This window comes from Halomonas sp. R57-5 (assembly GCF_900070345.1).
GTDB classification, from domain to species: Bacteria; Pseudomonadota; Gammaproteobacteria; order Pseudomonadales; family Halomonadaceae; genus Vreelandella; species Vreelandella ventosae_B.
This window is the reverse complement of record NZ_LN813019.1, coordinates 1,845,762-1,860,386: the sequence shown is the minus strand read 5'-3', so window position 1 is coordinate 1,860,386 and position 14,625 is coordinate 1,845,762. Positions and strand designations below refer to the sequence as shown.

Annotated in this window: 13 protein-coding genes and 3 tRNA genes; 7 read left to right on the top strand and 9 right to left on the bottom strand. The window is 54.3% G+C overall.

All coding sequences use genetic code 11. The annotated features are described in order from the left end of the window. Positions 1–53 precede the first annotated feature (53 nt). Positions 54–1,655 (top strand): cryptochrome/photolyase family protein, encoded by a 1,602-nt coding sequence (locus HALO_RS08500; RefSeq protein ID WP_035584117.1) that lies wholly within the window; start codon positions 54–56, stop codon positions 1,653–1,655. A gap of 22 nt (positions 1,656–1,677) precedes the next feature. Further along, positions 1,678–2,076 carry a thiol-disulfide oxidoreductase DCC family protein gene (locus HALO_RS08495; RefSeq protein WP_035584119.1) on the top strand — a complete coding sequence of 133 codons (399 nt, stop codon included), beginning with the start codon at positions 1,678–1,680 and terminating at the stop codon, positions 2,074–2,076. A gap of 17 nt (positions 2,077–2,093) precedes the next feature. Here the strand turns inward: HALO_RS08495 and HALO_RS08490 are convergent, their stop codons facing one another. The 9 genes from HALO_RS08490 to rnr form a co-directional block, all read right to left on the bottom strand. Beyond that, positions 2,094–2,396, bottom strand: a complete 303-nt coding sequence (locus HALO_RS08490) for a DUF6482 family protein (RefSeq protein ID WP_035584120.1) — start codon at positions 2,394–2,396, stop codon at positions 2,094–2,096. A 201-nt stretch (positions 2,397–2,597) separates the two neighbouring features. Continuing rightward, complete coding sequence (locus HALO_RS08485) at positions 2,598–2,891, bottom strand: hypothetical protein (protein ID WP_035584122.1); 294 nt, start codon at positions 2,889–2,891, stop codon at positions 2,598–2,600. 123 nt (positions 2,892–3,014) lie between these two features. After that, positions 3,015–4,403 carry a replicative DNA helicase gene (gene dnaB, locus HALO_RS08480; RefSeq protein ID WP_035584124.1) on the bottom strand — a complete coding sequence of 463 codons (1,389 nt, stop codon included), beginning with the start codon at positions 4,401–4,403 and terminating at the stop codon, positions 3,015–3,017. Between the two features lie 259 nt (positions 4,404–4,662). Beyond that, positions 4,663–5,109: a 50S ribosomal protein L9 gene (gene rplI / locus HALO_RS08475; protein ID WP_035584127.1), complete on the bottom strand. Its 447-nt coding sequence runs from the start codon at positions 5,107–5,109 to the stop codon at positions 4,663–4,665. A 15-nt stretch (positions 5,110–5,124) separates the two neighbouring features. After that, positions 5,125–5,976: a hypothetical protein gene (locus HALO_RS08470; RefSeq protein ID WP_035584130.1), complete on the bottom strand. Its 852-nt coding sequence runs from the start codon at positions 5,974–5,976 to the stop codon at positions 5,125–5,127. Between the two features lie 12 nt (positions 5,977–5,988). Next, positions 5,989–6,216 carry a 30S ribosomal protein S18 gene (gene rpsR / locus HALO_RS08465; RefSeq protein WP_007113337.1) on the bottom strand — a complete coding sequence of 76 codons (228 nt, stop codon included), beginning with the start codon at positions 6,214–6,216 and terminating at the stop codon, positions 5,989–5,991. Between the two features lie 33 nt (positions 6,217–6,249). Next, a complete protein-coding gene (rpsF, locus tag HALO_RS08460; RefSeq protein WP_007113338.1) occupies positions 6,250–6,627 on the bottom strand; it encodes a 30S ribosomal protein S6 in 378 nt (125 codons plus the stop codon). A 234-nt stretch (positions 6,628–6,861) separates the two neighbouring features. Continuing rightward, positions 6,862–7,647, bottom strand: coding sequence for a 23S rRNA (guanosine(2251)-2'-O)-methyltransferase RlmB (gene rlmB / locus HALO_RS08455; RefSeq protein ID WP_035584133.1), 786 nt, complete (start codon positions 7,645–7,647; stop codon positions 6,862–6,864). Positions 7,648–7,649: 2 nt separating this feature from the next. Further along, positions 7,650–10,067, bottom strand: coding sequence for a ribonuclease R (gene rnr, locus HALO_RS08450; protein WP_050713307.1), 2,418 nt, complete (start codon positions 10,065–10,067; stop codon positions 7,650–7,652). Positions 10,068–10,316: 249 nt separating this feature from the next. Between rnr and HALO_RS08445 the strand changes: the two genes are divergently transcribed. The 5 genes from HALO_RS08445 to HALO_RS08425 all read left to right on the top strand — a co-directional run bounded on the left by HALO_RS08445 (position 10,317) and on the right by HALO_RS08425 (position 14,587). Further along, positions 10,317–10,403 (top strand) — tRNA-Leu (locus tag HALO_RS08445). A gap of 79 nt (positions 10,404–10,482) precedes the next feature. After that, positions 10,483–10,569: transfer RNA gene (locus HALO_RS08440), tRNA-Leu, on the top strand. Positions 10,570–10,614: 45 nt separating this feature from the next. Then, a tRNA-Leu gene (locus HALO_RS08435) sits at positions 10,615–10,701 on the top strand. Between the two features lie 314 nt (positions 10,702–11,015). Next, entirely contained in the window at positions 11,016–12,566 is a 1,551-nt protein-coding gene (locus HALO_RS08430) for a BCCT family transporter (protein ID WP_172821667.1), read from the top strand. Then, positions 12,563–14,587, top strand: a complete 2,025-nt coding sequence (locus HALO_RS08425) for a CocE/NonD family hydrolase (RefSeq protein WP_035584139.1) — start codon at positions 12,563–12,565, stop codon at positions 14,585–14,587. Before HALO_RS08430 ends, HALO_RS08425 begins: the two co-directional genes overlap by 4 nt. Positions 14,588–14,625: the final 38 nt, after the last annotated feature.

Below are 14,625 nucleotides of genomic sequence, written 5' to 3'. Positions count from 1 at the left end.
TGGCGGCATAAAGTTATACTATCAACATTATTTGTATAACTCCGAGGCAATTCATGTCCAAGCCTTTGCTTTTGGTTCTTGGTGACCAGCTCTCTTTTTCACTAACAACGCTGCAAGACGCCCCCGCCAATGCCGTGGTTGCCCTTTGCGAAGTGGCTGAAGAAGCCCGCTATGTGCCGCATCATATACATAAAATCGGCCTCTTTTTGGCCGCCATGCGTCACTTTGCCCAAGCGCTGCGTGAAAAAGGCTTTCAAGTTCACTACAGCGCTCTGGACGATGCGGATAACTGTCACTCCCTCATTGATGAAGCTGAGCGCATCGCCCAACAGTATGGCTGCGATGAGATACGCGTTGCCCGACCAGGTGAATGGCGGCTGTGGGAGGCGATGCAGCAGCGCAAAGACGCAACGACTCCATGGCGGCTACTTGAAGATGAGCGCTTCTTTACCACGCCAAAGGATTTCGCCAACTGGGCCACAGGCCGCAAGCAGCTGCGCCTAGAATACTTTTATCGCGAGCAGCGCAAGCGTACCGGGATCTTGATGGAGGGCAATGAACCCGCTGGCGGCAAGTGGAATTTTGACCACGACAATCGCCAACCTATCAAAGCAGCGCTTGAGTTTCCTGACCTGCCACAACACCGCTTTGACACGCTGACAAAAGACGCATTGGCCGATGCGGAACGCCACTTTGGTGATCACATAGGTTGTGTGGAAAACTTCAACCTGCCGGTCACCCGCCGACAAGCGCTGGTAGATTTAAATCACTTCACTGAGCATGGGCTGGCTGACTTTGGCTGCTATCAGGATGCGATTAGCGATTCAGCGCCCTATCTATATCACTCACGGCTCTCAGCCGCGATGAACCTCGGCTTGCTGTCGCCCCATGAAGTCTGTGCAGCCGTCGAGCAGCGCTACTATGACGGCGATGTGCCGATCAACGCCGCCGAAGGCTTTATCCGCCAAATTCTTGGCTGGCGAGAATACGTACGCGGGCTCTACTGGACACAGATGCCCAACTACAAAAGCGCTAATCAGCTCGGCTTCAACCGCGAGCTACCAGCGTTTTACTGGGATGCGAATACCGATATGCGCTGCCTGCAGCGTGCCATACAGATGACCATCGATAATAGCTACGCCCACCATATTCAACGACTAATGGTCACGGGCAATTTTGCCCTGCTGTGTGGGGTCAAACCCGAGGCGCTATGCGACTGGTACCTGGCTGTTTATGCCGATGCCAGCGAATGGGTGGAACTGCCCAATACCTTGGGCATGGTACTCCATGCGGATGGCGGCTTAATGGGCTCCAAACCTTATTGTGCATCGGGTAAATATATCGACAAGATGTCAGATCATTGCCAGCACTGTCGCTACTCGCCTAAGCAGGTTACAGGGCCAAAGGCCTGCCCTTTCAACAGCCTTTACTGGCACTTCCTGGAAACTAATGCCGAGCAATTGAACCAGAACCCGCGCATGAAGCTAATTTACGGCTCGCTCAGCAGAATGTCCGATGACAAGCGTGAAGCAATGCGCCAACAGGCTGAAAGCTTCTTGGCTCAACTGGAAGTGTCACCTGGCTATGGGCAAGCCTGTCACACCGCCGGCTATGCCACTACCAAAACCGATGGCATACGATCGATACCCATATGAACAATACCAACCAGGAGTCACCATGAGCCGCTTCGCACCGTTAAACGCGTTACCGCCGGTCACGCTATTTCACGACGGCCACTGCCCCTTTTGCCAGCAGGAAGTTGCGTGGCTGGAAAAGCATCGCCATCGGGAACACATCGCGCTGGTCGATATTCAGGCTCAGGACTTTAACGCCCATGAGTATGGAAAAGAATTTAACGCCATGATGGGCCAGTTGCACCTGCGCGACAGCCAAGGAGAGTGGTTTATCGGTATGGATGCCAGCCGTGCCCTCTATGCAGTGTTGGGCTATCGGCGGCTGGTGAGGCTTTCGTGCTTACCGGCTCTATACGGCGCAATGAACGCCGGTTACCGGTTTTTTGCCCGTCGTCGAATTCGGCTTGGGCGGTGGTGGGAAAAGCGTCAGGCTAAACGTTAATGGGTGAGAATAGCGCCTTAGAAAACAAGCGGCATGCGCGATGTCAGCGGCTCGCTATAATGCGCATCGCGGCCAATCACTTCGTCGTGGGGCACATGCTGCACTAAGTAAGCACGGTGAATCCCAGCACGCTTAAGCTCCATATAGGCATCGTCCAGCGAGCGAAATAGCATCGGCTTGGTACGCTGCATCAGCATGTGCCGCTCGCCTTCAACGTCTTCCAGTTCAACCTGATAAAAGCGGCTACCCGAATGGGTAATCACGCGAATTTCAAAGTTGTCGTGACTGGCGACAAACTGCTTAAGATCCTTCAGTTCCATGGTTCCCTCCTATTATTTGGCGATGTCATAAGGAATGTCAGACGGTATGCCTTCAGATATGTCATCAGGGCACAGCATGACTGCACCCCATGACACTTCTGTTGCCCCGTCATTGCAATGTAATGACAACAAGCAATCACTAGACATTAATAGCTAGGAGGCCAATAGTGCAAGAGAGTTCCTGACCGGAAGGTCAAGACATCATTGATATTCAGAGGGGTCGATGGCTTTACCCAGCGAATTGCGGTCAATCCAGTTGCCGCCTTTGGTCTCTTTGTAACGGAACACCACCTTATCCCCCACGGTCACGGGCAGCTCACCGTCTTCGGTCTGGTAGCTATACTTCTCGCCTGCCACGACCAAATGGTAGCGATAAAGGTCTGGCATACCCAACCACTCTTTGAAAGGGCCCTCGCGCTCTAGCGCCTCTAGCTCACCGCGCCCCTCAAGTTTAGGAAGACGCTGCCGATTACCGCGCCGAAATCCACCTGCCATGTGCTACTCCCATTTTTTGCATATCGTGGGTGGGGCATTATACGAACTCGCTCCCCATCCTCAAGTGACTCATCACTCGCCTGTAATAAAAGAAACCTGTCATCAAGAACCGGTCATCAAAACTTAGTCGCCGAAGGCTTGGCCGTAACTATCCGGCGCCAAATCCTCAAAGCGGGTATATTTGCCGATAAACGCCATATGTACCGTGCCGATAGGCCCATTACGCTGCTTACCGATAATTAACTCGGCAATACCCTGATTGTCGGGGTTATCTGGATTATAGACTTCATCGCGATAAACGAAGGCAATAACGTCCGCATCCTGCTCAATCGCTCCAGACTCCCTCAAATCCGACATAACCGGACGTTTATTGGGGCGCTGCTCCAATGAGCGGTTCAACTGTGAGAGCGCAACCACCGGGCAGTTAAACTCTTTTGCCAAGCCCTTCAAGGAGCGTGAAATTTCAGAAATCTCACCGGTACGGTTTTCATTGAAGCCGGGAATCTGCATTAACTGAAGATAATCGATCATGACCAGCGCGATATTGCCGTGTTCACGCACCACACGCCGCAACCGTGAGCGCATCTCGTTAGGCGATAAGGCGGCAGTGTCATCAATAAACAGCTGCTTATCTTTGAGCAGATTAACCGCGGAGGTTAAACGCGGCCAATCCTCATCTTCCAGTTGACCGGTACGCACGCGGGTTTGATCGATCCTGCCCAGCGAGGACAGCATCCTCAGCATTAGCGATTCTGCGGGCATCTCCATGGAGAACACCATGACCGGCTTGTCGCTGGAAATAACTGCATGCTCAACCAGATTCATGGCGAAAGTGGTTTTACCCATTGAGGGGCGGCCTGCAATCACCACCATATCCGAAGGCTGCAAGCCGGTGGTCATTTCATCTAGATCACGGAAACCGGTGGAAAGCCCGGTCATCTCACCTTTAAGGTTAAACAGCTCGTCAATGCGATCAACGGCTTTGGTCAATAGATCACTCATGCCGATAGGGCCGCCTGTTTTGGGACGCTCCTCGGCAATCTGGAATACCAGCCGCTCGGCTTCGTTGAGCAACTCATCAGCCGGGCGCCCCTGGGGGGTAAAAGCACTATCGGCAATTTGATTAGCGGCACGGATCAGCTTACGTAGCGTTGCCCGCTCACGTACGATATCGGCGTAGGCGCGAATATTACTGGCAGAGGGCGTGTTACGGGCAAGCTCAGCCAGAAACGCCAGCCCACCGACCGTATCCAAATGATCACGTGCTTCCAGCGCCTCGGAAAGCGTCACCACGTCCAGTGGCTGGCCGGCTTCAGCCAGGTGAATCATCACGTTGAACACCAAACGGTGCTCATAGCGGTAGAAATCATCAGCGACCAAGCGCTCTGAGACGTTATCCCAGGCCTGGTTGTCCAGCATGAGCCCGCCTAGTACCGACTGCTCCGCCTCCAACGAATGCGGCGGCAGCTTTAACGCTGCCGTTTCTTTATCAGCAGAAGGCTGATCCTGCATAGCGAGCTCCTTTAAACACATCAGCGTAACCGATGAAGAGGGATATGTTAGCCGGAGCGGGCGCATTCGACCACCGACATTACCACCCATCTAGACATTGTCTGAAAAACGCCAAACCTTAATAGCCGAGGCGGGTTTATGACAATATCCAGTACTCCTGCCGTAAAACACAGGCATCAGAAATAACAAAAGGCGCGGGGTATCCCGCGCCTTTTGAGGCGTTCGTGCTAGCACAATGAGTGGCTAAGTCTTTACTTAGTTACTCTGCAACTACCACCACGCGTACAACGGCATCCACTTCAGCGTGCAAGTGAATAGCGATGTCGTATTCACCCGTTTGGCGAATAGGACCCGTCGGCATACGAACTTCGCTCTTGGCAACATCGATGCCAGCAGAAGAAATTGCGTCGGCCAGGTCACGCGGACCAATCGAACCAAACAGCTTGCCTTCATCGCCTGCTTTGGAAACCAAAGACAGTTCGATGTCGTTCAACTGCTCAGCGCGCGCTTCGGCTTCAGCCTTACGCTCAGCAGCTTGCGCTTCGAGCTCAGCACGCTGCGCTTCAAACGCTTCGATGTTGTCTTTGGTTGCCGGTACGGCTAAACCGTAAGGCACCAAGTAGTTACGACCATAACCAGGCTTGACGGTGACCTTGTCACCCAGGCCGCCCAGCTTACCAATGTTGTCGAGCAGAATGACTTCCATCTCGTAAACCTCTTGTCAGTTGCTGCGGGCAAGGCGTGCGCGAACGTTCGCGAATGTATCAATCAGCCCCAACAGCAGCACAATGAGAATCGTGGGCCAGGTCGTGATCAGTAGCACATAAAATGCTACCAGCCACAGCCCGTTCATCCCCTTTATTCCAATAAACCCGTGCACTAACGCAACGCCAGCTACCAACAGCGGAATCCAACCAAGCATCGCCAGCGCATGAGCGCCTAACAGCATGCCTATCACCCCAATGACGACCAGTACGGCCAGCTCCTTAGGGGTCAAGCGCAGTGCGTGGAACTCTTCGCGAAAGCCACCTGGGTTGTACAACCCAGCTTGCCAGCTACGCGCAAGCGCCAAGCACACGATGGCTGCCAACAGCACCACAAGCCCAGTCACTCCACCCACCACCAATGAGGCAATGGTTTGAGTATCGTAGCCTTGATTGGCAAATTCCGTGAGCATGCGATCCACTTCTTCTGAACCTTCACGCAGTTGCTCAAGCATTAGCTCAGTGCCGCCTGGCGGACTGAAGATGCCCAGTTGAACCATAACAGCGGCGACCAAGGTCCCCACAATCAAGGTTTCTCCCCAACGCATCCTCTCGCGCAGGATAACGGCCATCAGCGTTACCAGCAGTATGCTAGCAAGCGGAATCACGTCACCCTGAGCCCACCACCAACCGGCCGGTAGTGCTGCGGCGATGATCACCGGTAGCGCAGGTGCAAAACCTTTGCGCAGGGTCATCAACGCAGCAATGGCTGCTCCTAACCAGAACAACCACGGCACTAGCGTTGCCAGAGCCGCCCCGCCTGCAGCGTAAGGCGTGCCCCGCATTAGCCACCGGGCTAGTGCCAGCATCACGTTAAACGCTTACTGGTGGCTATCGGAGTAGGGCAGCAGCGCCAGATAACGCGAGCGCTTGATAGCAGTCGCCAACTGACGCTGATAGCGTGCTTTGGTGCCGGTAATACGGCTTGGAACGATCTTGCCGGTTTCGGTTACGTAGGCCTTCAGCGTGTCCAGATCTTTGTAGTCGATCTGCTTGATGCCTTCAGCGGTAAAGCGGCAAAACTTACGGCGACGGAAAAAACGTGCCATGGACTAGCTCCTTAAAACGTGCAGTGAATAAAATCAGGCAGTTTCTTCTTCTTCAGCGCGCGGTTTTTCTTCGCGACGCGGACGTTTTTCTTCTGCCGGTTTCATCATCGGTGAAGCTTCAGTAACCGCTTCTTTGCAGCGTACAACCAAGCTGCGGATGATGGCGTCGTTGTAACGGAAGATGTTCTCGATCTCGTCGAGAGTCTCGCCGGAACATTCAACGTTCATCAGCACGTAGTGGGCTTTGTGGATCTTGTTGATCGGGTAAGCCAAGTGACGACGGCCCCAATCTTCTAGACGGTGCACAGTGCCGCTGTTTTCGGTAACGATGCTGGTGTAGCGCTCGACCATCGCCGGCACCTGCTCGCTTTGATCCGGGTGGACCATAAATACGATTTCGTAATGACGCATGGGATCTCCTTGCGGTTTGACAGCTTCCGTTGTGTGCAATTGCTAAACGCAATAAACGACGACAGGGAAGCAAGGAGTTAACTGAAGTGCTCCGCCACCGCACTAGACGGCTATTGGGGCATCAAACAGAACTTTTATTTCAACAACGATTTCAATTACTGTTTCAACGACTAGTTCTTACAGCTAACGCCCATTTGCAGACAAACGGGCGCGTGTATCTTAGTAGTACGGCGGTTAACTTGCAAGCTGGCGCTGACGGACAGCCTCAAACAGACAAATACCGGTGGCCACCGAAACATTAAGGCTAGAAACCTCCCCTGCCATAGGGAGCTTGGCGAGGTTATCGCACGCTTCGCGGGTCAAGCGCCGCATGCCCTTGCCTTCTGCCCCCATCACCAGTGCGGTGGGGCCTGTCATATCAATATCAAAGACGCTGGCCTCAGCCTCGCCAGCCGTACCGGTTATCCACACACCGGCATCTTTTAGCTTGGCGAGCGTACGCGCCAGATTGGTGACTTGATAAACCGGCACTACTTCGGCAGCACCACAAGCGACCTTGCGCACCGTTGCATTGAGCGGCGCGGCTTTATCCTTTGCCACAATCACCCCGTGGGCACCGGCGGCATCAGCACTGCGCAGGCAGGCGCCGAAGTTATGCACATCAGTGACACCATCGAGAATAAGTAGAAGCGGCGGTGTAGACGCCTGCCAGGCGCGCAGCTTAAGCCAGAGCGACTCTTCACCTTCAGGGGTTAACGGCGGACAGAACGCCACCACCCCTTGATGGGCCGCGCCCTGGGTTAACTGATCAAGCAGGTCGCGTGGCTGCTCCTTCACTCGGGCGCCGTGGGCCTGGGCTTGGGCGACCAACTCTTTTAAGCGACTACCCGCCCCCTGCTGCACCCAAAGTTCCCGGGGCGCTTCACCTCTGTCTAGCAGGCTTTGCAGGGCATGAACGCCGTATACCTGATCCAGGCCATCAGGGGTCTTGGGCCCCCGCCGAGAAGACGCCGACTTCATGCTCACCCCTTATTCGGTGATGGTTTGCGCGGGCCATTACGGGTGCGCCGGGGACCACGGCGGGTGGCGGGCTTCTCGCTATTGGGTTTCTTGTCTCCAGCAGCTTTGGCACTATCTCTTTTAGCACCGGCGCCCTCTTCCCCACCGCGGCTCTTACGCGGCTGACGGCGTGGGCGTGGCTTCTCATCATTCAGACCGAAGTCAATCTTACGGTCATCCATATCGACACGCGCCACCTGAACGGTAAGGCCATCACCTAAGCGGTAGGTCGTGCCGGTGCGCTCGCCTTTAAGACGGTGCTTCTCAGCCTCGTAATGGTAGTAGTCCGAGGGCAGCGACGTGACATGCACCAGGCCTTCCACATAGAACTCATCCAGGCGTACAAACAGGCCGAACTGGGTGACCGAAGCGATGGTACCTTCGAAGGTTTCACCGAGTTTGTCGGACATAAACTCGCACTTCAGCCAGCTCTCTACATCACGCGTAGCCTCGTCGGCGCGGCGCTCAGTCATTGAGCAGTGTTCACCCAGCTCAAGCATCTGCTCGAAGGTATACGGACACCACTTGCTGGGCGGCTCAACCGGCGCACCCTCAACGCGAAGCACCGTATTGGTCTGACGCGGACCGCGGATCACCGAACGAATGGCGCGGTGTACCAGCAGGTCGGGGTAGCGACGAATCGGCGAGGTAAAGTGGGCGTAGGCCTGATAGGCCAAACCAAAGTGGCCTTCGTTTTGCGGCGAGTAGACCGCCTGGTTCATCGAGCGCAGCATGACCGTCTGGATGATATCAAAGTCGGGACGGTCGGATATCGTTTCACGTAGCGCCTGGTAATCCTGCGGGGTGGGCATATCGCCACCGCCAACCGCAAGGCCTAGCTCGTTCAAGAACAGGCGCAGCTTATCAAGCCGTTCAGGTGTTGGACGCTCGTGGATCCGGTACAGCGCTGGCAAGTCATGCTTATCCAAAAAGCGCGCGGTCGCCACGTTGGCCGCCAGCATGCACTCTTCAATCAGCTTATGGGCATTGTTACGGCTACGCGGGACGATTTTTTCGATTTTGCGTTCATCATTAAAGATGATCGCCGTTTCAGTGGTATCAAAATCAATCGCGCCGCGCTCCGCACGTGCTTCGCGCAACAAGTAGTAAAGCTCTTCAAGATTTTTCAGCGGCTTCACTAGCTCGTTATGCTCGGCGCGTAGCGCCTCACCCTCTTCACTCTTCTCATCGAGAATCGCGGCCACCTTGTTGTAGGTAAGGCGGGCGTGGGAATTCATGACGGCTTCGTAGAAGCGGTAGCGGCTAATAGCACCGGTTTGAGAGATATTCATCTCGCATACCAGCACCAGGCGATCCACGTGGGGATTCAGCGAACAGAGCCCGTTGGACAGCAGCTCCGGCAGCATGGGAACGACTTGGCCGGGGAAGTAGACCGAGTTACCCCGGGTACGGCCTTCATCGTCCAGCGGCGTGCCTGGGCGCACATAGTGGGAAACATCGGCAATGGCGACGAGAAGCTTCCAACTACCTGATTTGGTTTTCCACGCGCATACCGCATCGTCAAAGTCTTTGGCGGACTCATCGTCGATGGTAACCAGCGGCACATCGCGCAGATCAACGCGGTGCTGCTTATCCTCTTCCAGCACTTCTGCTGAAATACCGGCGATCTGATCGAGCACTTCAGGCGGAAACTCTGCAGGAATATCGTAACTGCGAATCGCAATATCAATTTCCATACCAGGATCCATACGCTCCCCCAGCACTTCGACCACTTCGCCCACCGGCTGCACTCGGGTGGCCGGCTGCTGGACAATCTTGGCCGAGATCMCCTGGCCATCTTTAGCGCCGCCGCAGGCGCTATGAGGAATAATCACTTCCTGAGTAATACGCGGATTTTCCGGAATCAGAATACCAAATTCAGGGGTATTACTGCGGTAAACGCCGACGATGGTTTGCGTGTTGCGCGCAATGACATCGGCAATGGTCGCCTCATCACGGCCACGGCGATCACGCCCACTAATGCGCGCCAACACATGGTCACCGTGAAAAACGCGCCGCATTTGGCGCGGTGGCAACACTAGGTCTGGCTTTTTGCCATCATCGCGCAGCAGAAAACCAAAGCCGTCTCGGTGCCCCAGCACCTTGCCTTTGACCAGATCGAGCTTGTCGATCAGCGCGTAGGCGCCGCGACGGTCGCGCAGCACTTGACCGTCCCGCTCCATCGCCGCCAATCGGCGCCTGACGGCTTCAATAAGGTCTTCGTCTTCCAGCCCCAGCATGCGGCTCATATTTTCGTGGGTAATCGGCTTACCATAGCTTTCTAGGGCAGCAAGTAAGTACTCACGGCTCGGTGCTGGGTTGCCATATTTATGTGCCTCACGCTCGGCGTGCGGATCATCACTCAACGTCCAATACTTCATGCGATCAACATCCTTGATGGCGTCATTTGCGGGAGGCATAAAAAAGGCGCAAACGCGGTGCGTTGCGGGCTGGATATTTCAATGCTTGATAAGCTGAAATGAATAGGGTTTTGTTTAGTCATGGGCGCAGTATAGCGCTGCACGTTCAATCACCCAACCGTCTTAGACGTTGTTTATACAATTTGCTTTATAAAAAGCACCTGTGGGGTCTTGCATTTAACCATCACCCCGGTATTATACGCGCCACTTGCCCAGATGGCGGAATTGGTAGACGCGCTAGCTTCAGGTGCTAGTGTCCGTATGGACGTGGAGGTTCAAGTCCTCTTCTGGGCACCAAACTGCTTTTATGCTATTTATTTGTATAAGCAGGACGGTGCTAAGGCAGGTGGTAACAAGTAAGTCAAAGTTTGTGTTCGCCCAGGTGGCGGAATTGGTAGACGCGCTAGCTTCAGGTGCTAGTGTCTGTATGGACGTGGAGGTTCAAGTCCTCTCCTGGGCACCATACGAACACAAACGGTAAGTAGTTAATCTAAGCGTTAGATGATGCGCCCAGGTGGCGGAATTGGTAGACGCGCTAGCTTCAGGTGCTAGTGTCCGTATGGACGTGGAGGTTCAAGTCCTCTCCTGGGCACCATGACTTACATGGGCCAGTCCGCATCAGTGTACTCTCTTCAGTATGTTCTATTCTCTCTAAATCCCCTTTCATCTCCTATGCGCTCTTTTATCCCATGGGTTTAAGTCGCCACCAGTTCTAGCTTCCTGCTCGCCCCTATATTTAGATTTTAACTTCCAGCGTTTGCTGTCTGTATGGCTAGCTAAGCTATTGGCCACCCATGCATTCAACGCATACCCCCATTCCGAGTCTTCGCTTTATATCAGGATTAGAAAGGCGTTAGGTTGTTATGCCATGAAATTCAAGCATAGCAATAACGATAAAGGGAGAACGGTATGCCGATAAAATCGCTGCGACCGTTGGTCTTCTGGCCAACATTTCTGGTTCTATTTGCGGCAGTCATTGCCAGCTATATCAATTTAGACGCCTTTCTAGCCGTTGCGAGCGGGCTTAATGGCGCCATCCTGAATAATTTTTCGTGGCTGTTCAGTATAGGTAGCCTTTACCTGCTTATTATGGCGGTTATTGTTTACTTCTCTCCTATCGGCCGTGTTCGCATTGGTGGCCCTTCCGCCCAGCCTCTTTTATCACCTTTTCGTTGGTTCTCGATCACCCTTTGCACCACCTTAGCCGTAGGGGTTCTGTTTTGGACCACCGCTGAACCGCTTTATCATTTCATGAGTCCGCCAAGTTCAAGTGGCTTAGAGGCTGGTTCAAGCGATGCCATGGTGTTTGCGATGTCGACCATGTTTTTACACTGGACGTTCACGCCTTATGCTATTTATGCCGTACCCGCACTGATCTTTGCCCTAGCGTTTTACAATTTGCGCCTTCGCTTCTCTATTTCCAGCATGCTTGAACCTCTTTTCGGCTCAAGAATTAGACGCTTTGCAGGACTTATTGATGCCGTTTCACTCTATGCCCTGGTAGCCGGCATGGCTTCTTCGCTGGGCACCGGCGCCCTGACGCTTGCGGGTGGCGKGGGCCAATATATGGGTGGTGAAACCAGCCCCCTTCGGCTAGGCGTTATTGTCGCCATTATCGTGACAACATTCGTTCTTTCCGCCGCCAGCGGGCTGCAAAAAGGTATTGCGCGATTTTCATCTCTAAATGCTGTCCTGCTGCTTATTCTGGGCGTGTTCGCTTTCGTCGCGGGCCCCACCATTTTCAGCTTGGCTCTCGGAGTAGAGTCGTTTGGTGTGTTTATCGATAACTTTTTTACCAAGAGTCTGTTTACCGGCGCGGCGGGGGAAGATCAGTGGCCACAGTGGTGGTCGATATTTTATTGGGCCGTTTGGTTCTCCTGGGCCCCCGTGGCCGCCCTGTTTCTCGGCAAGATATCCTGTGGCTACACCGTACGTGAGTTTCTTCGCGTCAACCTGCTTTACCCAGCGCTGTTCGCCAGCGTCTGGATCCTGATCTTTTCTGGAACTGCGCTTTACTATCAGGCCCACACCGGCGTCGATCTTTACGCCATCCTCAATGACCGCGGGGTGGAAAACGTTCTTTATGAGCTATTCCGGCAACTCCCCTTTTCAGGGCTGTGGATACCGTTACTGCTGTTCATTGCTTATATCTCTTATGTAACGGCCGCCGACTCCCAGACCGATGCTATCGGCAATCTCTCCACCCGTGGGCTGACAGCGGATTCAGACCTCAATGCGGGGATTACCATGAAAGTCACCTGGGGGGTGATTGTGGGGATCGTCGCCTGGGTGATGGTGAGTTTCGTAGGTATTGATGGCGTCAAGATGCTGTCTAACCTAGGCGGCCTGCCAGCCCTGTTTATCGTGCTGATAGCCACTGGTTCGCTTTGGGTCTGGCTAAAAAACCCTGAGCAACTTAATCGTGCTCCAACACCCACCAGCAACAAGCGTGACTCATGAATATCAAGCAGGATTTTCCGCATCGCACCCGCGAAATAGAGAACACTTGGATTCCAATGGCTGACGGCACCCGCTTAGCTGCGCGGATCTGGTTGCCCGTTGACGCCGAAGCACAACCGGTTCCAGCCATCCTGGAATATCTCCCATACCGAAAGCGAGATGGAACCGCGATTCGCGATGAATTGACCCATCCCTACTTCGCGGGTCACGGCTATGCCTGCGTTCGAGTAGACATGCGCGGAAACGGCGAATCAGATGGTTTGATGGAAGATGAGTACGCCCCTCAAGAGCAGGCAGACGCCCTTGACGTCATTGAATGGATTGCCAGCCAGCCTTGGTGTAATGGCCAGCTCGGCATGATGGGAATATCCTGGGGCGGTTTTAATAGCCTGCAAGTGGCCGCCCTGCGCCCCGCACCGCTCAAGGCCATCATCACGCTCTGCTCAACCGATGACCGCTACGCTGATGATATTCATTACAAGGGCGGCAATATGCTGCTGGAGAATCTTGGCTGGGCGGCCACCATGCTAAGTTTTTCAGCAGCGGTACCAGACCCCGCACTCGTGGGCGATCGATGGCGCAATATGTGGAAGTCTCGCCTCGATAATATGCCTCTGCTGGCTGAAACCTGGCTCACGCACCAGCATCGCGACGAGTATTGGAAGCATGGCTCCATCTGCGAGGAGTATGCCGACATTGAAGCGGCCGTTTACATGATAAGCGGCTGGGGCGACTCCTATATCAATACGATCCCTAGAATGATGGAGCATCTTCAATGCCCAAAAAAAGCACTGCTGGGCCCTTGGATGCACAAATACCCACACTTCGCACTGCCCGACCCGGCGATTGGCTTTCTACAAGAAGCGCTACGTTGGTGGGATTACTGGCTCAAGGGTATTGAGACAGGTGTAATGAATGAACCCGCCTGCACATTTTACCTTCAAGATGGCGTTCCGCCTGCTCCCAAGTATCGTGAGCGACCGGGCCAGTGGGTGCGCACCCGTGGTTGGCCAGCCCCTGAAGACGAGTGTGGGTCTATCACGCTAACGCTGGGTGACCAGGGCCTCGCGTCCGACACTCATCTCAGCCAAGATTGCTTGATTGCATCGCCTCTTACCACTGGCGCCCTGCAAGGAGAGTATATTCCATTATGGTTTGGGGCTGACTTCCCCCCCGATCAGCGTCGTGACGATGCGCTTGCACTGACATTTGACTCCGAGCCTTATGCACAGGGGCTCGACATCCTGGGTCAACCCTCGGTTTCACTGACACTGGAAAGTAGCGAGGCGTGCGGCCAGCTACACGCTCGTTTGTGTGATGTGTCACCCAGCGGTGAAAGTGCCTTGATTACCTATGGCACGCTTAACCTGAATTTGCGTGACGATGCAGGGACGATTGAGCCACCCATACCAGGTGAACCCTTGAAGGTACGCCTTACCATGGATCTAATCGGCTATCGACTGCCTAAGGGCCATCGATTACGGATTGCCCTCTCCAGCGCCAGCTTTCCACTGGTGTGGTCGCCTAAAAAACGCGCTGACCTGACCCTTAAATCAGGAACACCCAGCCTGGAGCTGCCGTTATCCAAATCGCCCTATATTCCCATGCCTTTCGAGCCGCCAGAAAGTGCTGCCCCCTGCCGGGTGGACACCCTACGTACTGGCCACCCCAAGCGCACCATCAGCGAAGATGTGGGCAGTGGCGAAGTGAGCGTGATCATTGAAGATGATATGGGGGACATCAAATTTCTTGATCACGGCTTGCAAGTTGAACAGTACGCTAAGGAGACCTATACCAGCCACCCTGACGATGCCACTCGTACACGCGCCGATATCGAGTGGGTGTACCGCGCTCGCCGTGAAGGAGAGAAGGATAGCTTTGCCGTCAGCGTATTCAGCCGCTACCACCTACACTGCGATGAACACACGTTTTATCTGAATGCCGAGCAGCACGCTTATGAAGACGATAAGCTGGTGAGCGATAAATCGTGGCAGCGAGAGATCCCGCGTACGGCCGTTTAGTCTCTGCAACCCGGCCGGGCGGCAGCCGCCGCTCGGCA

Coding starts and splice junctions, on each gene's coding strand:
- HALO_RS08425 (WP_035584139.1), top strand. CDS start 12,563: ATGAATATCAAGCAGGATTTTCCGCATCGCACCCGCGAAATAGAGAAC.
- dnaB (WP_035584124.1), bottom strand. CDS start 4,403: ATGCAGGATCAGCCTTCTGCTGATAAAGAAACGGCAGCGTTAAAGCTG.
- HALO_RS08500 (WP_035584117.1), top strand. CDS start 54: ATGTCCAAGCCTTTGCTTTTGGTTCTTGGTGACCAGCTCTCTTTTTCA.
- rpsR (WP_007113337.1), bottom strand. CDS start 6,216: ATGGCACGTTTTTTCCGTCGCCGTAAGTTTTGCCGCTTTACCGCTGAA.
- HALO_RS08470 (WP_035584130.1), bottom strand. CDS start 5,976: ATGCTGGCACTAGCCCGGTGGCTAATGCGGGGCACGCCTTACGCTGCA.
- rplI (WP_035584127.1), bottom strand. CDS start 5,109: ATGGAAGTCATTCTGCTCGACAACATTGGTAAGCTGGGCGGCCTGGGT.
- HALO_RS08495 (WP_035584119.1), top strand. CDS start 1,678: ATGAGCCGCTTCGCACCGTTAAACGCGTTACCGCCGGTCACGCTATTT.
- rlmB (WP_035584133.1), bottom strand. CDS start 7,647: ATGAAGTCGGCGTCTTCTCGGCGGGGGCCCAAGACCCCTGATGGCCTG.
- rpsF (WP_007113338.1), bottom strand. CDS start 6,627: ATGCGTCATTACGAAATCGTATTTATGGTCCACCCGGATCAAAGCGAG.
- HALO_RS08485 (WP_035584122.1), bottom strand. CDS start 2,891: ATGGCAGGTGGATTTCGGCGCGGTAATCGGCAGCGTCTTCCTAAACTT.
- HALO_RS08490 (WP_035584120.1), bottom strand. CDS start 2,396: ATGGAACTGAAGGATCTTAAGCAGTTTGTCGCCAGTCACGACAACTTT.